21 protein-coding genes and 3 pseudogenes are annotated in these 18,384 nt (G+C 59.2%); 15 read left to right on the top strand and 9 right to left on the bottom strand.

What is annotated here, in order from left to right; all coding sequences use genetic code 11:
• The first annotated feature begins 104 nt into the window (after positions 1-104).
• Positions 105-479 (top strand): hypothetical protein, encoded by a 375-nt coding sequence (locus IVB26_RS36140; RefSeq protein WP_247969643.1) that lies wholly within the window; start codon positions 105-107, stop codon positions 477-479.
• A gap of 68 nt (positions 480-547) precedes the next feature.
• Positions 548-868 (top strand): hypothetical protein, encoded by a 321-nt coding sequence (locus tag IVB26_RS36135; RefSeq protein WP_247310852.1) that lies wholly within the window; start codon positions 548-550, stop codon positions 866-868.
• Here the strand turns inward: IVB26_RS36135 and IVB26_RS36130 are convergent.
• Positions 865-1,029 (bottom strand): annotated as a pseudogene (locus IVB26_RS36130) (JAB domain-containing protein); the annotation flags it as partial. The gene IVB26_RS36135 and the pseudogene IVB26_RS36130 overlap by 4 nt on opposite strands.
• A gap of 229 nt (positions 1,030-1,258) precedes the next feature.
• A complete protein-coding gene (locus IVB26_RS36125; protein WP_247969642.1) occupies positions 1,259-2,149 on the bottom strand; it encodes an AraC family transcriptional regulator in 891 nt (296 codons plus the stop codon).
• Between the two features lie 351 nt (positions 2,150-2,500).
• Between IVB26_RS36125 and IVB26_RS43245 the strand changes: the two genes are divergently transcribed.
• From IVB26_RS43245 to IVB26_RS36115, 3 genes are read left to right on the top strand one after another with little or no spacing between them, the layout of a single operon-like run.
• Complete coding sequence (locus IVB26_RS43245; protein WP_346732849.1) at positions 2,501-2,674, top strand: NAD(P)-binding protein; 174 nt, start codon at positions 2,501-2,503, stop codon at positions 2,672-2,674.
• A 39-nt stretch (positions 2,675-2,713) separates the two neighbouring features.
• Positions 2,714-4,150, top strand: coding sequence for a flavin-containing monooxygenase (locus IVB26_RS36120; protein ID WP_346732848.1), 1,437 nt, complete (start codon positions 2,714-2,716; stop codon positions 4,148-4,150).
• Positions 4,151-4,178: 28 nt separating this feature from the next.
• On the top strand, positions 4,179-5,234 hold the full coding sequence (locus IVB26_RS36115) for an alpha/beta fold hydrolase (protein ID WP_247969641.1): 1,056 nt from the start codon (positions 4,179-4,181) through the stop codon (positions 5,232-5,234).
• Positions 5,235-5,338: 104 nt separating this feature from the next.
• On the opposite strand, the pseudogene IVB26_RS36110 reads toward IVB26_RS36115, so the two are convergent.
• Positions 5,339-5,503: pseudogene (locus tag IVB26_RS36110) on the bottom strand (JAB domain-containing protein); the annotation flags it as partial.
• A gap of 585 nt (positions 5,504-6,088) precedes the next feature.
• Here IVB26_RS36110 and IVB26_RS36100 point away from each other — a divergent pair.
• The 8 genes from IVB26_RS36100 to IVB26_RS36065 all read left to right on the top strand — a co-directional run bounded on the left by IVB26_RS36100 (position 6,089) and on the right by IVB26_RS36065 (position 11,805).
• Positions 6,089-6,919, top strand: a complete 831-nt coding sequence (locus IVB26_RS36100; RefSeq protein ID WP_247969640.1) for a toll/interleukin-1 receptor domain-containing protein — start codon at positions 6,089-6,091, stop codon at positions 6,917-6,919.
• Between the two features lie 124 nt (positions 6,920-7,043).
• A complete protein-coding gene (locus IVB26_RS36095) occupies positions 7,044-7,550 on the top strand; it encodes a hypothetical protein (RefSeq protein ID WP_247969639.1) in 507 nt (168 codons plus the stop codon).
• Between the two features lie 594 nt (positions 7,551-8,144).
• Entirely contained in the window at positions 8,145-8,378 is a 234-nt protein-coding gene (locus tag IVB26_RS36090; RefSeq protein WP_247969638.1) for an SMEK domain-containing protein, read from the top strand.
• A gap of 68 nt (positions 8,379-8,446) precedes the next feature.
• Complete coding sequence (locus tag IVB26_RS36085; protein ID WP_247969637.1) at positions 8,447-9,526, top strand: IS630 family transposase; 1,080 nt, start codon at positions 8,447-8,449, stop codon at positions 9,524-9,526.
• Positions 9,527-9,565: 39 nt separating this feature from the next.
• On the top strand, positions 9,566-10,318 hold the full coding sequence (locus tag IVB26_RS36080; RefSeq protein ID WP_247969636.1) for a hypothetical protein: 753 nt from the start codon (positions 9,566-9,568) through the stop codon (positions 10,316-10,318).
• Between the two features lie 46 nt (positions 10,319-10,364).
• A complete protein-coding gene (locus tag IVB26_RS36075) occupies positions 10,365-10,961 on the top strand; it encodes a hypothetical protein (protein ID WP_247969635.1) in 597 nt (198 codons plus the stop codon).
• An 88-nt stretch (positions 10,962-11,049) separates the two neighbouring features.
• Positions 11,050-11,490, top strand: coding sequence for a hypothetical protein (locus tag IVB26_RS36070; RefSeq protein ID WP_247969634.1), 441 nt, complete (start codon positions 11,050-11,052; stop codon positions 11,488-11,490).
• 81 nt (positions 11,491-11,571) lie between these two features.
• Positions 11,572-11,805, top strand: a complete 234-nt coding sequence (locus IVB26_RS36065; protein ID WP_247969633.1) for a hypothetical protein — start codon at positions 11,572-11,574, stop codon at positions 11,803-11,805.
• An 80-nt stretch (positions 11,806-11,885) separates the two neighbouring features.
• Here IVB26_RS36065 and IVB26_RS36060 read toward each other — a convergent pair whose 3' ends face one another.
• The 6 genes from IVB26_RS36060 to IVB26_RS36035 form a co-directional block, all read right to left on the bottom strand.
• The gene (locus IVB26_RS36060; RefSeq protein ID WP_247969632.1) at positions 11,886-13,088 is read right to left on the bottom strand and encodes a GIY-YIG nuclease family protein; all 1,203 of its coding nucleotides are present in this window, start codon (positions 13,086-13,088) and stop codon (positions 11,886-11,888) included.
• 79 nt (positions 13,089-13,167) lie between these two features.
• Entirely contained in the window at positions 13,168-13,650 is a 483-nt protein-coding gene (locus IVB26_RS36055; protein ID WP_247969631.1) for a hypothetical protein, read from the bottom strand.
• A gap of 65 nt (positions 13,651-13,715) precedes the next feature.
• A complete protein-coding gene (locus IVB26_RS36050; RefSeq protein WP_247969630.1) occupies positions 13,716-14,069 on the bottom strand; it encodes a P-loop NTPase family protein in 354 nt (117 codons plus the stop codon).
• A gap of 160 nt (positions 14,070-14,229) precedes the next feature.
• Positions 14,230-14,628 carry an ABC-three component system middle component 2 gene (locus tag IVB26_RS36045; protein ID WP_247969629.1) on the bottom strand — a complete coding sequence of 133 codons (399 nt, stop codon included), beginning with the start codon at positions 14,626-14,628 and terminating at the stop codon, positions 14,230-14,232.
• Positions 14,616-15,596 (bottom strand): ABC-three component system protein, encoded by a 981-nt coding sequence (locus tag IVB26_RS36040; protein WP_346732894.1) that lies wholly within the window; start codon positions 15,594-15,596, stop codon positions 14,616-14,618. Before IVB26_RS36040 ends, IVB26_RS36045 begins: the two co-directional genes overlap by 13 nt.
• A gap of 550 nt (positions 15,597-16,146) precedes the next feature.
• Positions 16,147-16,362, bottom strand: a complete 216-nt coding sequence (locus IVB26_RS36035) for a helix-turn-helix domain-containing protein (protein ID WP_247808190.1) — start codon at positions 16,360-16,362, stop codon at positions 16,147-16,149.
• A gap of 167 nt (positions 16,363-16,529) precedes the next feature.
• On the opposite strand from IVB26_RS36035, the gene IVB26_RS36030 reads away from it, so the two are divergent.
• Positions 16,530-16,913 (top strand): hypothetical protein, encoded by a 384-nt coding sequence (locus IVB26_RS36030; RefSeq protein ID WP_247969627.1) that lies wholly within the window; start codon positions 16,530-16,532, stop codon positions 16,911-16,913.
• 182 nt (positions 16,914-17,095) lie between these two features.
• Positions 17,096-18,292: pseudogene (locus IVB26_RS36025) on the top strand (DUF932 domain-containing protein).
• Positions 18,293-18,384: the final 92 nt, after the last annotated feature.

The raw sequence follows: 18,384 nt of genomic DNA, 5'->3' as shown, positions 1-18,384 counted from the left end.
GAAATCCTCAGCGGCACCTGGCATGCGGGCGCGACTGCCCATCAGGGAACCGGCGCCGTCGTCCGTCCGTTAGCGAGGTGAGACGGTTCGGCAAGGAGTCCTGCATGGCCAAGCGCATCCTCGCGATCGGCATCGAACCCGGCAGTGCCGACTACAGCGCATTCCCGCAACTGACGCCGGAGCTCGTGCGCAACTATATCGAGGCGCAGCTGTTGCGTCTGCGCGATCTCGGCTTCGAGGTCACGAGCTGCCTGATCGATCTCGACGTCACCGCGGAAGCCGGCGTCACGGCCGCGCTGCGCGACGAGAGCTTCGACTGCATCGTGATCGGCGCCGGCCTGCGCGAGCCGAAGGAGCGCCTGGTGCTGTTCGAGAAGGTGCTCAACCTCGTCCATCGCCTGGCCCCGGAAGCCGCGATCTGCTTCAACACCACGCCCGCCGATACCGTCGAGGCCGTGCTGCGCTGGGTCGAGCCGTGAGCCGGCAATTTGTCTGGCCCGAATCCGCGTCCGGCGCTATGACTTGCCCCACCACAGGGAGGGCGAGCATGCTTCGGGGTCTTCGCATTGGAAGTTTTGGAATCGCGGCATGTCTGACGGTTGCGGCGGCAATGCCCGTGCATGAGGCTGCAGCCCAGGACGCCATTGGCGGCGCGATCATCGGCGGTGTCGGCGGAGCGATCCTCGGCGGCGCGCTCGGTGGAGGCCGCGGAGCCGCAATCGGCGCCGTCGTCGGTGCCGGCACGGGCGCCGCGATCGCTTCCGAAGGCGAGCGCCGCCGCTCCGGCTACTATGCCTATCAGCGCGGCTGCTACATGCAGAGGCCGGACGGGTATTATGTCCGGGTCGATCACAGGTATTGCTACTAGATCAACCGCATCCCACGCAAACTCGCATGCCCACCCTTGCCGACGATGATGTGGTCGTGCACGGCGATGCCGAGCGGCTTTGCGATGTCGATGATTGCTTTCGTCATCTGGATGTCGGCCTGCGATGGCGAGGGATCGCCTGAGGGATGGTTATGCACCAAGCCGCGGAGCTACTGCGTTGAAACTCAAGTATACATTGGGCCATTGATCATTATGGGGGCGGCGATTGGGAGCGGCTTTCCATGCGCCCGAGTGATCCTCACGCTCCCTCATCGACATGGATGTGCAGTCGCTTTTGATGCACAGCTCGTCACCAAGCTCGTTGATCGGGTAAGAACAGACTTTCCGACTTTGACGAAGGTTGTCGTCGCCGCCAGGACCGGAACGGCTTCAGGTGCCCGAGGCACCCTTGCGATATTCAGCCGGCGTACAATTGAGGTACTGGCGAAAGACCCTGTTCAGATGACTCTGGTCGGCAAAGCCGCTGAGAAGCGCGATTTCCTTGAGTGCAAAATTGTCCCGTCGCAGATGCCGGCATGCCTGTTCGACTTTCTGTTTCTGAACAAAAGCGTGAGGCCGCATTCCGTAATGAGCGTGGAATTTTCGGGCGAACTGAATCGGCGTACAGTTGCAGATGGCTGCTAGTTCGTCGAGCGTGATGTTTCGGGAAATATTCTGCTGGATGTAGTCCTCGATCAGCCGGGCATGAGCCGGCCTGAAATGTCCCCGCGCGGAAGGCATCTTGAACTTCACCGCCGCGTATTTCCGCACGATGTGGACGCTGGCCTGGAGCGCCAGCGCGTCGTAGCAGAGTCTTCCGCCGGGACCGCCGGCGGCGACTTCGTGAGCCATTTGTTCGTTGATCCAGCCCAGGACGGGGTCATCGATTCCGAGCAGGTCATGGAGTTCAATGGCGCCGACGTCATGATCGAAAGCCTCGCTCGCGGTTTTCATCATGAAAGCCGGTGAAATGTAGAAGTGGCTGACCTCTATATCGTTTGCCCATCGCCAATGCGAAGGCTCGGCGCGGGTCAGCAGCGTGGTAATGCCGCGGCTGACTCGCTCCTGCTTCCATGCGCCGGTGACGCGACGGTTCATCGCGGTGGCTCCTTGCCGGTAGACGACGATCAGGAAGTCTTCCGTCGGGGGGACCCAAATATCGGACGGCGCATAGCGAAATACCCGCATGCGGAAATCAGGTCGGCCGACCGCCGAACTGTCCAGCTTCAGTTCACCCGGTGCGTATCGCGGAAGCTCCTCGACCGCAATGAACTTGCTCATGGCGCAACCTCCGCATGGTTGGCGGCCGTTCGCCGGCTCTTCTTTCCGATGATATGGGATCGGTAGCGCAGGATACGGCGCTTTTTGCATTTGGCCAAATGTATTGGTTCGCCCGGAGCGTCCGCTGCACCGCACACGCATTTCGTCCAAAAAATGGTCGGCTTCGTTCAAGCCCGCCGTGGTTCGGGGCAACTATTTTCCGGCACGTTCTGCCGGCGATGCGTGAGCGGCTTGAGATCCTTCAGGGGCCATGAGACCTGCCCAGCACTTCCGTTGGATCGCCAAGGACGCACTCCGCCCACTAGGTAGGTCGAGTGGCCGTGCATAGCCAAGAAATATCAGGAGAGGGAAATGGACCAGGCTGAAATCACGTCCAGATCGAACGGAGCAAAAAAGACGACGCTCGACGCGGTGGTCATCGGAGCTGGCATCGCGGGTCTGTACCAATTGTACCGCATGCGGCAACTGGGGCTGAAGGTTCGCGCCTACGAGGCGGGTTCGGGCGTTGGTGGAACCTGGTACTGAAATCGTTACCCCGGTGCGCGCTTCGATTCTCAGGTCGAGGTGTACCAGTATTGGTTTTCCGAGGATTTGTACAAAGCTTGGAAGCCGAGCGAGCGTTTTCCGGGGCAGCCAGAGACCGAGCAATGGCTGAACTTCGTCGCTGATCGCTTCGATCTCAAGAAGGACATCCAGTTCAGTACCCGGATCGAGTCCGCCACCTATCGGGAGAACGACGGCCGCTGGGATGTGGTCACTGCCGATGGCGAACGCATTGATACGCAATATCTGTTGGCCTGCTGCGGCATGCTGTCGGCGCCGCTGAACGACCGCTTCCCGGGCCAGTCCACGTTCAAAGGTGTGATCACCCATACCGGTCTTTGGCCGAAAGATGGTATCGATCTCAAAGGTAAGCGGGTCGCCGTGGTGGGCACCGGAGCCACCGGCATCCAGGTGATCCAGACCATCGCACCCGAAGTCGGGTCGATGAAGGTGTTCGTGCGCACGCCACAGTATGTTGTGCCCATGAAGAACCCGAAATATTCGCAAGCGGATTGGGGTCGCTGGAGCAGCCGATTCAATGAGCTGAAGACCCGCGTGCGCTCCACCTTCGCGGGCTTCGACTACGACTTCGAGAATCGCCCTTGGGCCGAACTGACCGCCGATGAGCGCACCGAGGTTCTGGAAAAGTACTGGAACGACGGATCGCTCTCGATGTGGCTTGCGACGTTCCCGGAAATGTTCTTCGACGAGGCGGTAAGCGCGGTCGTTTCTGAATTCGTCCGAGGCAAGTTGCGGCAGCGGCTTCGAAACGAGCCGAAGCTGTGCGATCTTCTCATTCCATCCGAGAACGACTACGGATTCGGCACGCATCGTGTGCCACTCGAGAACAATTATCTTGAGGCATATCTGCAGGACAACGTCGAGGGAGTGAACTGCCGCAAGACACCGATCGAGCGCATCGTGCCCGAAGGCATCCAGACCTCCGACGGGAAGGTCCATGAGGCCGACATCATCATCCTAGCCGTCGGATTCGACGCCGGTTCGGGCGCCCTCAGCCGGATCGATATCCGTGGCCGCGACGGCCGTTCGCTGAAGGACGGGTGGCACGATGATATCCGCACCGCGATGGGGTTGCAGGTGCACGGCTATCCCAACCTGTTCACCACCGGCGCTCCGCTCGCTCCGTCCGCCGCACTTTGCAACATGACGACCTGTCTTCAGCAGCAAGTGGACTGGATCACCGACTGCATTGCTTACGCGAGGAAACACGGCAAAGGAGTCGTTGAGGCAACCAAGGAGTTCGAGGACAACTGGGTGAAGCACCACGACGAGATCGCGGCCGCGACCCTCGTTGTGAAAACCGACTCCTGGTACATGGGCTCGAACGTCGACGGAAAGCCACGACGCCTGCTGTCCTATATTGGCGGCGTCGGTAACTACAACCGGCAGTGCGACGAACTTGCAGCCAATGGCTACCAAGGCTTTGCGATGACCTGATGATAACAACAACAGAAGGAAACATCCAATGAGCACAAATCCCTACTACGGCCAGGAAGGCCACGGTCCCTACGAGATGATTAGAATCGGCAACCTCGAGCTTGAGGAGGGGGGCTATATTCCCGACTGTCAGCTTGCGGTGGCGACCCACGGAACGCTGAACGCGGCGAAGGACAACGCGATCCTCGTTACGACCTGGTACTCGGGTACGAGCAAGATCATGGAGCAGGTCTATATCGGCAATGGGCGTGCGCTCGATCCGGAAAAGTACTTTATCATCGTCGTCAACCAGATCGGAAATGGCCTTTCCACCTCACCGAACCACAGCGGTGGAGCGCAGGCCATACCGACCTTCCCGAAAGTGCGCATTGGTGACGACATTCGCGCCCAACACAAGCTTCTGACCGAGAAATACGGTCTGAAGAGTCTCGCGCTGGTCGTCGGCGGCTCGATGGGCGCGCAGCAAGCCTATGAGTGGGCCGTGCGTTATCCCGACTTCGTCAAGCGAGCTGCTCCGATCGCCGGCACCGCCAAGAACACCGAGCACGATTTCGTCTTCGCCGAGACACTCTGCGAAGCCATTACATCCGATCCGGGGTTCAGTGGCGGCAAGTACGGTTCGCCGGCCGATGTCTCCGCCGGGCTCAAGCGCCACGCCAAGCTGTGGACGGTGATGGGGTGGAGTACCGACTTCTTCCGCGAAGGTCGACACAAGGCGCTCGGCTTCGACTCGATGCAGGCCTTCGTCGACACCTTCATGACAGGATATTTCGCGCCGATGGATCCAAACGCTCTGCTGGCGATGGCGTGGAAATGGCAACGAGGCGACGTGAGCCGCAACACCGGCGGCGATCTGGTGTTGGCGCTCGGCCGTATCAAGGCGAAGACCTACGTGATGCCGATCAGTCACGACATGTTCTTCCCGCCGAGCGACTGCGAGGTTGAGCAGCGTCTGATCCCGGGAAGCGAGTTTCGTCCGCTGAAGAGCATCTGCGGACATCTCGGCCTGTTTGGTGTGGACCCAGAGTTGCTCGCGCAGCTTGACGCCAATCTGAAAGAGCTGCTGGCGGCGCCTGTGAATTGACGCTCCGGATTGATTAATCGCTGTGCAGTTGGGGGCGCGAACGAAAATTGTTCACGCCCTCAATCCGCGCTCGACGCCGATGGCGTTCCGGTGGCGCCAGCGGGCTAGATCAGCTTCATTCCCTTAAGGCTGGCGTGCCCGCTCTTGCCGACGATGATGTGGTCATGCACGGCGATGCCGAGCGGCTTTGCGATGTCGATGATCGCTTTCGTCATCTGGATGTCGGCCTGCGACGGCGAGGGATCGCCTGAGGGATGGTTGTGCATCAAACTTCTCGCATCAATATCATGTTGATTCGATTGTTATTATTTGAGCGGGCGATTCCGTTGGGGCCGGGGATTGGAGGCGGTGAGTGTTGACGGTTCGTGATCATCCCGCTGCCTCTCGTTCCTTCTCGCCCAGGACTTTTGCCGCACGACAGATCACGAGGTTCTTCCAATCCCGTGCCTCCAACTCCGAGAGGGGATACAAAACTGCACGTCCGAGCTTCAGGAAGAAAGGCCCGATTTTTATCATCCGCCAATTGCGCAACACGCGCCAAGCTGATCATTCCTCGATAACGCTCGTAGACCTCCTCGGGCGTAAGAAAACAGGGATGACATAGCGCAGCGCGAGTGGCAGGAGGGCAATCCGAAGATGGGCGAAATGCACACGCTCGACCCACTTGCTCCGAGAGCACCATGCCGCGCTCAGGTTTGCGCGTGGTCCGCAAGGTCCCCCCTGCTGATCGGGTTCACGGTAAGCTCCTCGGCTCGAATTCGTTCGAGTCAAGGGGGTGGATGGATAATAGGTGGACCTGCTATTTGTACAGAAGCCCGATGCCGAGTCGCGGCCATGAGGATTTGGATCGGTGCATGGCGGACTTTTTTGTAAGCTATACCTCTGCCGACAAGGCCTGGGCCGAATGGATCGGTTTCGTTCTTGAGGAGGAAGGCTTCACGGTCGTCATTCAAACTTGGGACTTTCGGCCAGGCAGCAATTTTGTCCTCGAAATGCAAAGGGCGGCGACCGAAGCCGACCGCACAATCATGGTGTCGTCGCCCGACTACCTGAAATCTCAATTTGCCTCGCCTGAATGGGCCACTGCATTCGCCCAGGATCCCCAGGGGCTCAAACGCAAATTGGTGCCAGTGATGGTCAGGCAATGTCAGCCCCCGGGGCTATTGAGCTCTGTCGTCTATATCTCCCTTGTGGGCGAGGACGAGCGCGCTGCCCAGGGATTGCTCCTGAATGGGGTCAATGCAAAGCGCGCAAAGCCTGCTCAACGACCATCCTTTCCCGGGGCTAGAGCCGGCCGGCCGCATAAAGCCTTTCCCGGGCCGGTGAGTCCGGGTGGCGCGGGCCTCGCACCCTACGTTCCCAACTTAAAGCGCTCGCCGACCGACGCTGACAGGCGACGGTTCAGCCGACGGGCCTTCGAAGTGATCAAGGCTCACTTTCAGACGGCACTCGACCAACTCGCACAGCACGGCGACGCTGTGGAATGTGACTTTCAGCCGAACACCGCGACAGAGTTCATGGCGGAGGTGTTTTTGAGTGGAAAGAGCGCATGTCGCTGTCGGATTTGGCTAGGCGGCATGCATTCTAACGACGGGATTTCCTATGCTAAGGACAAAGGCATCACGGGACCAACGCCTGCAACGAGATCCTGTCGGTCACTGACACCCAAGGTGAGTTGCATATGACTTCGCTCATGGGGCTGGGGTTCGGTCAACTTGAAAGGAAGTTTGATTTGAAGCGGATGAGCCAGGAGCAGTCTGCGGACTATCTGTGGCGCCGCTTCGTAGCGCCGCTCGAAGGGTAGTCGGCTTGATGGAGATCGTTCCGGCTGCCCGAACCACTCGATTTGAACAGCTCGAGGCTGGTGATCTCTTTATCTATATGGATGGACGACAGACATTTTATGCTCTCAAAACCCAGCGGCCGGCGACCGGCGATAGAAGCACCATGGTCCTTCTCGGGCCCACATTTATTCAGGATGTTGCAGAATCCTTTCTCGTTCCCTGGCAGCCCGTAACAGTCCTGTCTTTCGGAAAAGGCTTCTCGATTTTGCCGTCACTAGATCCTGCTGCGTGGTCGCCCAGAGGGCCAAGCCGTGCGCCTGTTTGCCTCGCCGTTGCGGATGAGAACGTCTACATCTGCACCGACGGGGGCCCTTCGCCCCAGCGCTATTTCCCCTGCTTCGTCGAAGTAAAGACAGGTGCGATTGTCGAAGGGCGTCTTCCTGGCTCGGCCGCCTTCACCAGCCGCTGGGAGATTGCCGTGTTAGCTGCAAATCATCCGCCGCGGTCGATTCTGAAATATCCGCTTCCCTAGGGTTTCGATCCGGCATTTTATGCAACAGCCCGTTGCACCACCATGATTGGAGGTCGTCAACAGAGCGTGCTGCACTTCGTCTTGTTGTGCGTAATTCGCACTAAACGCGAATTGCTACATACATGCTATTGTGCGCCCGATCAAACCGGCCCCCCTCCAGGCGGTCTCCAGGCGGCCATCGGCGATACAGCCTTGGAAGCACTATGGTGATAGAGGCGTTCCTTTTCGTCGTCGAACGCATCCTACTCGAACAATTTTTGGAAACGGTTTCAGGTCAGCGCGTCTACGCTAAACAGCCTGGCTCCTTCAATGGACGCCGAGCCGACGCGGAGACACTTTGGAGTGGCCGGTGAGCAAATAGCCGTTTTTGACTCACATCGTCTTTTGACCACGGTCTTTCGCAGCACGACAGGGCGACAGCTGCCCTTCGTCGCGACCTGAGGGCTGCTTCCAGATAAAGAACAATACGGACCTATGGATCACGGCGATTGTTGAGATTCATGCGATCAACCGGCCGCCTTCCGTGCCCTACAACTGAACGCCGCCTCGAAAGCCGAACCGTGGCAGCAGCGGAAAGAATGGAGAAAGTGGCGGATGCTCACGAGGGGATACTTCATAGGCGAGATTGTCGATGCGTTGAGTGATGTTTCAGGACAAGTATCGACGCGAGGGAAACTCGGCCTCACGGACCTCAACAAGTATCTTGAGGACTTTATAAAGACTACACTCAACCACCTCTGGTCGCTAACGTTGCGAAATCTTAACGAGGAGCGAAGCAACTTCCCCGGCCTCGATCTCGGCGACGAAACCAGCGGATGGGCCTTCTAGTGGTTCCTGCCTAACATAAGAGTCCCTTTAGGGATTCCCTTTGTTTGGCGCGCGTGCGAGTCTCGCGCATGCGCACCGGGATATCCATCAAGATCACACGACCAGATCGCCGTCGGCTTGAAGCGATCATCAGGGACCGTAACGCCCCGCAGAAGCACGCTTGGCGAGCGGACATTGTGCTTCTGAGCGCCGACGGCGTCGGCACCAACGAGATCATGCGCCGGACTGGCACATCCAAGACCTGCGTTTGGCGCTGGCAGCAGCGCTTCATGGAAGAAGGCGTCGATGGTCTCCTGCGAGACAAGACGCGCCCCTCGCGGATCCCTGGGCTCGGCCCGGAGGTGGCCGAGCGTGTGGTCGCTCTGACGTTGGCCGATCCGCCGACTGAGACGACCCACTGGACGGCCGACCTGATGGCCCAAGCGAGCGGTATCAGTGCCAGCGCGGTCCGTCGAATCTGGAAGGCGCACGGGCTCCAGCCTCATCGATGCCGACAGTTCAAGCTCTCGAACGATCCGAACTTCGTCGCCAAACTGCGTGACGTCGTCGGGCTCTATGTCGATCCGCCGGCCCACGCGATCGTGCTGTCGGTTGACGAGAAGAGCCAGATTCAGGCCCTCGATCGCACCCAGCCGGGCCTGCCGCTGAAGAAGGGCCGGCTCGGAACCATGACACACGATTACAAGCGGCACGGCACCACGACGCTGTTTGCCGCACTCAACGTCCTCGACGGCACGGTGATCGGCCGCAACATGCAGCGCCACCGTCATCAGGAACTCATTCGATTTCTGAACGCCATCGAGGCGGAAGTTCCGGCAGGTAAGATCATCCACGTCATTCTCGACAACTATGCCGCCCACAAGCATCCAAACGTTCGCGCCTGGCTCGATCGCCACCCGCGTTTCGTCTTCCATTTCACGCCAACCTCGTGCTCCTGGCTCAACGCCGTCGAGGGATTTTTCGCCAAACTTAACCGGCGTCGATTGAAGCGCGGTGTCTTCCACTCCGTCGTCGATCTCCAGGCCGCAATCAACCGCTTCGTGGCTGAGACCAACGCAAACCCGAAGCCCTTCACATGGACGGCCAATCCCGACAAAATCATCGCCGCCGTCAAAAGAGGGCACCAAGTGTTAGATTCGATCCACTAGGTCACGGCCGAACGCACTAGCGGCAAGGTCAATGAAACGTTGGCTAAACTCACGCAAGAGCAACTGGACGCGTTCCCAACGATCAAGGTCCTCATTCTGGGCTCGAAGCAGGGATCCTGTACGCTCGATCCCGACCAATGTGCCCCAACCGGATTCAAGGAAGAGGACATCTGGGACATCCACATCCTGTGCAAACGCTGTATGGACCTGCCCGTCGACGTGCTGCAAACGCTCTATAATCATGTTCGTGCCGAACTGGCGCGTGTGCGGATCGAGCTAGAGATTCCCGACGAGAACGGGAGGTTCCAGACCAACGTCGCCGATTACATCGAGGCGATCCCGAAGCCGCGCATGTCCGATTTATCCAAATTCAAAGCGTACCTGCGAGCGGAGGGGTTGGATGACCTGACCGGCAAGGGGGAGGCCGACTTCAAACGCGTTTCTGAGAACCTCGCCAAACTCGCTCGCATCACGCGGGAGTTTCTGACAATGATGATTGAGCGCCGTGAGACGGAACAGCGCCGCGGCAGCACTTGGCACGGAATGGAGATTAACGTCGATCGGCTTGACAGAATTTCCAGCTATCCTGACAGCGAGGGCGAGGTTCGACTGCTCCGCGAATACAACTTCATCGATCTCAGTGATCCTGACGACGAGAACGACAGCAGGTATTGGTACATATACTTCGCCGGCACGTCTGAGGGGTTCGAGTACGAGCTTGTAGACTACGCAAAGCAGAACGGGATTCCTCTCGCCCGGCCCTTGGTCAATCTCGATTTCAGCGAGTTCTGACGCACGTGCTCTCGGCCAGGTTCCATATGTGTTGAAGGATAACAAAGTGACGCAGGTGAACAGCGCGCCGATGCCGCGAACATTGAAGCATCGGCTCGACGGTATCGAGAAACTGGAGCAGGAGCTTGTCGCCAAAGCCCATGAGATGCTTCCCGACGGTGCCGTCAACATCGTTGACTTCTTCATCCTCGGCGCCACCCAGAGGACGCTCTCACAATCGCGCGGTTTCCGGACGTTGATTGAAACGAAGAACTTTCCTTCGGCCACGATCTTGTTGCGTACGCAGATCGACACTGCGATGCGCATCAACGGACTGACGATGATGGGAGACATCGAGGCCGATGTTCAAAAGCTTCTCAAAGGCGAGCGCACGTTCGATCGCCTAATGTCCGGTACACCGGTCGGAGGCGGCAAGCCCGAACGCCTCACCGATGCGTTCTTGAAAAAGAAGCTTGCCGAGGAGCATCCCTGGATCGAACGTCCGACTTCGTGCATCTCAGCTTTCGGCATCTATTCACCGCGATCACCGACACGGATTCGGAGACGCGTATTGCGATGCTTGCGATCAGCGGTATTGACCCCAAGCAGGATGAGGCAGTCTATTACGAGGTATGCGACGCGTTTTCCAGGGTTTCTCGGCTGACCTCCATGTCGATCCTCGCCATGTTGATGCTGAGACATCAGCGTGGCCGCGTCATGGCGGCCGCTGCAGCACCGGAGAGCGGCGGAAGATGAACAGCCTTAGCCGCGAGATCATTGACCTTGATCGACCCGATACATGGCCCTCTGATCTTGTCGCTGTTCTATCGGAGCATCACGCGACACTGCTCTCACAGGAAGTTGGCCCCTTGAGCAGCCGTTACGATGCGGCGATCTACAGCGTGGTTGATGCACTGCAGCCCTATAGCATCGTCGGCTGGCACTGCACTCGACTCGCCGATCACGAGGTCGAGGACATCAAGAACAACGGAATGACAGTGCTCGACATTGGTCTTGTATCGCGCCGGATTGGTACTGCCGTGCGGACGGGACTGCTTTCCGCCAGTCACGGTGATCGCCTCACGAAGGCCAATCAGGCTGCCGAAAAATATCGTGCTGGCATGTTGTGGTTCTGCTTTTTCAGGCCCGGCCTCGCGGGAGAAAGTGGGATCGGCGATCTCCTCCGGTTCTAGGGCGGCGAGGCCGTCTATAACTCTCATGACTCCGACCCGGAAATTGGTCCGATCATTGCCGCGCTTGGGAAGCCGGCAATCGTGGAAGCGGAGATCCCGATTGCGTGGTGTGGTGGCGATCGTGGATTACGTTTGGCGATGAATATCGGCCAGAGGTTTGTCCTCGCCCAAGGCGCACCAAGCCGAAGGTCGAGCCATGTCGAAGACAATATCAAGCGGCCTCTTCCGAGCAAATTCATCCGCCAGGTGCATGTTCATCCCACTTCGGAGTTCATAAAACTGGCCGGTTGTGCGGATTGGGATCGCCCTCTCTGACCAAGGCGAAGCAGTTCGCATTTTGTTTGCACACGAACGTGAGCGCGGCGTTTCAATGAATGCTGGGCGGACGTCGTCGTTTAGGTCACGCGTGTGTAGGTCTCTCCATCGATCACTCGCTGTACCTGGTCTCTATTCCGCGCGCCGATGCGCTCGGCGATGACATCTGCCGAATGGATCCTCGACAGTTCCCGAATCGCGCGGACCTGCTCGACGGACAGGCGGTCATCTCGGCCACAGATCTGCGCCACCGCCCACGCATCGTTCTTCCATTTCTCCGAAACCCAGGGGGCGGGCAGGCCCTTCCGCGGATGCTCGCGTAGCCAAGCCTCGACTAGGCGATCACGTTCGTCGGGCATCGGCACCACCCGTTCAGCCAACATGCCGTGCTCGCGAAGATACCGCAGCCCAGACTTTCCGCCGGGAGTCATGTTCAGGCGCCGCTCATCATGCCAGTGCCCGTCCACGAGCCATTCCTCTGTGGCGTAGAGCCGTTCGATGTCGTCGGTGACAGCCATGACCTTGTGGTGGATGTAGGTCACCCGGCCTGCACCCATCTCTTCCCGCAGCTTGCGATGGAACAGCAACGGGCTGCCGGTCTCGACTGCCCGCCGGTGTTCTGCCCACCGCTTTTGCCAGCTTCGAGTGGTGACGCCGATATAGAAAAACCCATCGTCAGGATAGGATGGTCCCGCGCCGAAAATGTGCTGATAGAGCACGTAAGCCTTCTTCGGAAACGCATCGGGAGCCAGCAGAAGACGCGCCGGCGCCGAAAAGACTTGGCTTGGCTCCTTAACGCCTGCGATGTGCGTAGATGTGTCTCCTCGCGCCGCTGCCGCAAGAAGGGTATAATCCTCAACGACATCGAACCGAATTTCCGGCCGCAGCGCGAGTTCGCCTTCGTCAAGCGTATGACCCGATCGAAACTGATCAGGCCCCACCATTCGGTGCCCTGGTCTGACCTTGGACTGTGGCGCAATGAAAACCGGTCTGTCGCCGAGAGCGACGAAATGGACAACCGGAATGAACTGGCCCGATTTGACTCGGATCACTCCGTGCTCCTGCATCGCCATGGTGAGCCATCGTGCACCATATTCCGAACGACACCATTGCCTCAGCAACGTCTCGACTTCGCGAAACCGCCGATGCATCGGCCTTTGGAGCGAGATGCTCCCACCAAGCGCGGTTGATCGAGACAAAAGAATCCCCCAAACTTCTGCCAGCGTGGTGTCTTGCGGGCTCAATACAACCCCGCCGATCACCGGTGCCTTGCGAACCGGCAAAAGACGTCACCTTCGATCCGTGTCAATGCCATGCGCATGCTTCTGATGCGATGGATCCGCGCCACAGAGCGGGCAGGGCCTACGCGCCCGCCAGCAACGCCGCACCGCCTTCCTCGAGCGAGGCCAGCCGCTGCAGATCGCTTTCGTAAACACTCTTGAGCAGAGCGAATCGTCCGAGCGAGAGTGTGATCTCCGTCCGACGTTCCTGGGCGTCTCTGAGGGAGTCTATTCTCGACCGACGATCCAGGCGGAGCTCATCCAAAAGCGATTGCCGATCCGACATCGTCTGCTGAAGGTCGCGGATCGACGCGGTTTGCTTTTCCGCCTGGTCGTTCAGGTCCGGCTCGCCGGGATAGTCGCGTTCCCACTCCAGTTGCGCGGCCACGATCATTTCGTCGATGATCTCAACCTTTCCCGAATTCGCGGTTCGCTGGGAATCTGCGCTTTGCGTGGTGACGATCGCGGAATCATCGACCCCAGTCAGGATAAATTTCAGAACATTCTTGTCGAACGTCTCGCCGCTGCGGTCTGAAATTCGGATGGGGCTCCACTCCCCCATCATGTTCGTTTCTTCGGTGTAAACAAAAGCAGCGTAGTGCCGGAATGTGAAAGCGCTCTTCTCGCCCGTCAGCGTTCGAGCGATTTCCTTCGCGCCGACTCCGAGTTCGCCAAGCAGAAAACCCGACAGGCTCTCGCCCTTTCCGCGATGATCCCAGGACAGCGTCCGAGCAGCCGACCAGCCGATTCCGGATCTATCGAACCGATGTGGAGGCCGAAATCTCCGCCCTTCATCGCCCGCGATAACGTCACCGTGCGGCTCACAGGAAGCTCAAGCTCAAGCCAGCATTTGTCGTAGCCTTGGGCTTCGGTGATAGGCGGGAGGGGCGTCTTGGCGCCCGACATCAAGTCGAGCGCCTTGACGATATAGGATTTGCCGCTATTGGAGGCGCCCCAAACGACATTGATGCGCTCCTCGAACATGAGGGTGACGGGCTTTTTTCCGGGCCCGGTAATCGTAAGCCGGAGAAGAAGGACGCGCGCTGGATCCGCTAAGCTCATGTCGAGCCTGTCTGGAAGGCATCGGTTCAATCACCGATCCGCTCCCGCACCAACCGCTTGAACTGCGTCTTGCCGTGGTTTTTTACCTGCTCGGCAGCCAGCGTGCACAAGCCTTCATCTGCACCGAGCAGTCCGTTTCGAGCAGCTCGACATAGGCTGCGGCCTCTTCGGAGACGCGATAAATAATACCCTCCTCGGCCCCCTCCTGGTCAACGAGATGACATCGCTGCATGAGCTGCAAGCTTGACTCGACCAATCTTCGGCGAACCAAAAGCTCGCCCTTTCGACCGGGAATCTCGGGATGCAGGCTAGGCGGGCCACCAAGATCGGCGGTATGCACGACGACATGGTCGAACAGGACCATTTCGGCAAGGTCCAACGTCTCCGGCCGTAAATGCTCCAGCACGACGACGGCCCTGATGCCGGCCTCGAGAGGAGAGTTGAACAATCCTCCGAACTCGCTCTCGCCTACGGCGCCCATTTCAGCCGCCCGTCATTCGCGAGATGATGGCAAATCCCCTGTTTTACGGGGATGCGCACAGTACGGCCGATCAAACTCGCCGGCAGGATCGATGCGTGCTTCATGACCGCGTCGACGCGTCGAAGAAGCGTCTCGTAGCGATCGCGGTGCACTTCGATGACGCCGTGATAGACGTCGCCTTCAAACGTCACAAGCGCGCCCGGAGCAGTATTGTCCCGGTGAAACCGCTTGAACGAGGCCGCTTCGAAAAAGCGCGTGCGTTGATCGCGGAAATGCTCGCCGTGATCCGCATGCGCAAGGACGTCGTCGGCCGACATGAAGGTGCTGCCGCTGGCCTCTCCATAGACGTGACGGAGCTGCTCGACGTACTGCGCCTCCTCCGGCTGAATGGCCTGCGGCGCTTCGCCCGCGGGTGCCTCATCTGGTATCAACCCAAGCACCTTGGACAAAGCTGGCCCCGCGGCCTGGTCCTTTACGAGCATCGGTGCCGTCAGATGCTCGACGCGTGAGAAATCGAAGCCGTCGATCGCTGCCTTAATCTCTGGTGTCAACGCCACCGTTTCTCGCCGGGTTATGCTCCCGGAGCAGTGCTCGTCCCACCCATCGATCAACGCGGCTTTCAGCGTCGAGGGGTTATTGATCAAGTCCATCAACGAGCCGACGATGCCGCGCGGCGCGACGAACACATATTTTTCGGGCAGGCTTTTGTAGACGCCTCGACAATGATGGAAAAACACCTTGCCGAGTTCGGCAAGCCCCTCGGACTTGCCAAGCTTGCCGCCTCGCGTCTTCCGCTTGCATTGAAAGAGATGCCAAGCCCCTTCATGCCGGGCGCGGGTCAAAAAGCCGATCAGGTCGCGGCCCTTGTCATTCGCCGCGCCTATTCTTTCGACCCGATCATATTGCTGAGAGCGACGCTCCACCCACAGTTCGATGAACTCCTCGAGCTGCGTGTCATCGATCTCCATCAACCAAACAGCCAGGCTAGTCACGTCAGCACACTACCTCCATCAAACGAGCCAGTGCGGTGCGATCTGAGACTACAGATTCCATACCCGATCAACGGTGCTGCCCCGTCACCAATTTTTGCATTGTTATCGCCACGAATCTTGCCCCCCTTCCACTTGCGATCGACTCTACAATAGGAATTTGGTTTCGCCCATTGTTCTTTCTGACTCGACCGCATCAAACCTGCTTGCTGAGGCGTGCACGAGCTGTCGTGACCCAGAAGGGAGCAGAGAACCATCGCATCTGGACGGAGGAAAGGGGCTTCTTTGCTCGCAGAAAAGCGTCTTGCGAAGCTAGCCTTTCATTCCCTTTTTCCTATCCACCGGCAGCAAGTGGGCGGATCTGAGCGCATCCGTAAGCCCCTTAAATCGAGTTGGCATGTTCGAGCGGCACGCCGATCATTGACCACCATTCTGTAAGCACATTGAAATGTCCGCGCTAACTAGTCTGCCCAAAAATGTTGGGGACGTGGAGCCGATAGTGGCTGTTTTTCCGTGGTCTGCGCTAACGTTAGCTCACGTTCAGCCCTTTTGACGCACTACAAATGACAAGATTTTTTCGATCCCATGCGTCAAGTTCATCCACCGGATATAAGACGGCTTTGCCGATCTTGACGTATGCGGGTCCGATTCGCATCGCGCGCCAATTCCGCAGCGTGCCCACTGTGACCTCACCACGGTACCGTGCAGACACTTCCTCGGGGGTAAGGAATTTGTCGTCCGACATTCGTATTCTCCATCACTCCGCCGCACGACACATCACGGTCGAGATGGCCGAGATGTTGGCACCCGGACTGACGCAAGAAAACGATATTCTCGATGAGCCAGCGTAGCTCGCGTCGAATGCAGACGACTTGGCGCGTCGGGCTTCGTTGATAGTCGTAGGATGACGTGATGGAGCGTAGTAAAAATACTTGCGCCTCGCGGTCCCAAGTTCACGAGGTAAAGGATGCTGAAGCGATCGCCCGACGACTCGCAAGCCAGATCCAGCGGCGCTACGTCAAGTATCCGTTGCTGGTGAAGGCTAACGTTATAGCGGTCAATCTCAACAGGAAAAGTCGGCCACGCCGCCACGATGTAGCCAGTCCCCTAGCGATGCTCGCCAAACGTCACCGAGCGATCGCGGCAGCCTTGGTCGGCTGGCCGACCAAGGCTTGCAGCAGCTGTCCGCTGCCGATCTCGCCCGGCTTGCGTTCGCGCTACAATGCCAACCGGGTGATTTCATCGAGAATGACGGCCGGCCTGAAGGGCGGAAATACGCTGATCCTGACATCCTGAAATTCGGCGTTACGCCTTTGAGGGGAAAGCCTTCCCCTACGCCCGAGTCTTTGGTCTCGGTCGACCCCTTCTGCGGGGAGAACCCCGCAACGCCCCCAATAGAGTGAGAGGGCGGACGGGCTTCGCCGTGACGGGTTGAAGAACGGAGGAGAGGCCTCCGGCGCCCGTCATGGAGATGACCCATGACCCAAGTCGAAGTTCTGAGCGCTGGCCGCGACCGCGTCGGCGGCTACAAGGTGGACGTGACCCGCGGCGAGCGCGTCGGCCGCGTATCGTCGGAGTGGTTCGCGCGGCCAGCGGACGAGCGCTATCTGTCGCTGTCGGACCTCTATGCTGCCGTGCACGGCCGGACCGAGCGCAGCCAGACCCGAACAGTCGAGAGCGCGGCGATCCGGGTGGAGGCCAACCGCGATGACGCCGAGCGCCTGGCGCTGATGTTGCCCGGTTCCGACGCGCCGATCGCACCGACCCATTGGAGCTTCGGCCAACTCGCCGGCCTGGTCGGAGCCCCGGCGGCCTACCTCCGGCAGCTTCCGGCGACGCTCGCCGGCATTAACCTGCAGTTCGGCCTCAGCTCTCATCGAGGCGAGCAGGTCAAGACGCTCGAGATCGAAGATGGTCGCGTCGAGCTTCGCGCCGTTACCGGGCCCGAATACGGCCGTATCTTCGACCACGAACTCGTGGCGGCGGTTCAGCGCATCGCCGGCAATGGTACGGGCGACACGCGCTGGAAGATGCCGGGCGTGCTCGACTGGTCGACGGGGGTCTATAATCCGCATGTCGACATCAGCCAGGATACGACGACGCTTTACGCGTCAGATCGGGACGTTTTCCTCTTCCTGGTTGACGACCTCAACCCGATCGAGGCCGGCCGGCTGCGTGATGGCTCGCCGGACCTCTACTTCCGCGGCTTCTACTGCTGGAATTCCGAGGTCGGGGCGAAGACGCTCGGCATGGCAAGTTTCTATCTCCGCCCCGTCTGCCAGAACCGCAATCTCTGGGGCGTCGAGGATTTCGAGGAGATCACCATCCGTCACTCCAAATACGCCGCCTCACGCTTCGCACACGAGGCGGTGCCGGCGCTGACCAACTTTGCCAATTCCTCAGCGATGCCGTTCGTCAATGGCATCCGAGCCGCACGAGAAATGATCGTCGCCCGCACCGACGACGATCGCAGCGGGTTCCTGCGCAAGCGCGGCTTCTCGAAGAGCTAGACAGCGAAGATCATTGAAACGGTGCTGGCCGAGGAAGGACGCAAGCCTGAAAGCGTGTTCGATTTCGTGCAAGGCATCACAGCGATTGCGCGGGGCAAGACCCATCAGGATGCACGCCTCGACCTGGAAGCGCGTGCGAAAAAGCTGCTCGACCGAGTAGCCTGACAACTGGAAAGCCGGATGTACGGAACGGCGTGGCTCCGTTTCCGTGGCTTTCCTTCATTTCCGATCGCCAGTTTGCGGCGCTGCCCTCAGAG

The organism is Bradyrhizobium sp. 195 (genome assembly GCF_023101665.1).
Lineage (GTDB): Bacteria > Pseudomonadota > Alphaproteobacteria > Rhizobiales > Xanthobacteraceae > Bradyrhizobium.
Note: the sequence above shows the minus strand (reverse complement) of the source record. Positions and strands in the feature narration are given on the sequence as shown.

Excerpts from the sequence above, each read along its gene's own strand:
- IVB26_RS36140 (WP_247969643.1), top strand. The coding sequence starts at position 105 with ATGGCCAAGCGCATCCTCGCGATCGGCATCGAACCCGGCAGTGCCGAC.
- IVB26_RS36135 (WP_247310852.1), top strand. The coding sequence starts at position 548 with ATGCTTCGGGGTCTTCGCATTGGAAGTTTTGGAATCGCGGCATGTCTG.
- IVB26_RS36125 (WP_247969642.1), bottom strand. The coding sequence starts at position 2,149 with ATGAGCAAGTTCATTGCGGTCGAGGAGCTTCCGCGATACGCACCGGGT.
- IVB26_RS43245 (WP_346732849.1), top strand. The coding sequence starts at position 2,501 with ATGGACCAGGCTGAAATCACGTCCAGATCGAACGGAGCAAAAAAGACG.
- IVB26_RS36115 (WP_247969641.1), top strand. The coding sequence starts at position 4,179 with ATGAGCACAAATCCCTACTACGGCCAGGAAGGCCACGGTCCCTACGAG.
- IVB26_RS36100 (WP_247969640.1), top strand. The coding sequence starts at position 6,089 with ATGGCGGACTTTTTTGTAAGCTATACCTCTGCCGACAAGGCCTGGGCC.
- IVB26_RS36090 (WP_247969638.1), top strand. The coding sequence starts at position 8,145 with ATGCTCACGAGGGGATACTTCATAGGCGAGATTGTCGATGCGTTGAGT.
- IVB26_RS36085 (WP_247969637.1), top strand. The coding sequence starts at position 8,447 with ATGCGCACCGGGATATCCATCAAGATCACACGACCAGATCGCCGTCGG.
- IVB26_RS36070 (WP_247969634.1), top strand. The coding sequence starts at position 11,050 with ATGAACAGCCTTAGCCGCGAGATCATTGACCTTGATCGACCCGATACA.
- IVB26_RS36055 (WP_247969631.1), bottom strand. The coding sequence starts at position 13,650 with ATGATGGGGGAGTGGAGCCCCATCCGAATTTCAGACCGCAGCGGCGAG.
- IVB26_RS36050 (WP_247969630.1), bottom strand. The coding sequence starts at position 14,069 with ATGTTCGAGGAGCGCATCAATGTCGTTTGGGGCGCCTCCAATAGCGGC.
- IVB26_RS36045 (WP_247969629.1), bottom strand. The coding sequence starts at position 14,628 with ATGGGCGCCGTAGGCGAGAGCGAGTTCGGAGGATTGTTCAACTCTCCT.
- IVB26_RS36040 (WP_346732894.1), bottom strand. The coding sequence starts at position 15,596 with ATGGAGATCGATGACACGCAGCTCGAGGAGTTCATCGAACTGTGGGTG.
- IVB26_RS36035 (WP_247808190.1), bottom strand. The coding sequence starts at position 16,362 with ATGTCGGACGACAAATTCCTTACCCCCGAGGAAGTGTCTGCACGGTAC.
- IVB26_RS36030 (WP_247969627.1), top strand. The coding sequence starts at position 16,530 with ATGGAGCGTAGTAAAAATACTTGCGCCTCGCGGTCCCAAGTTCACGAG.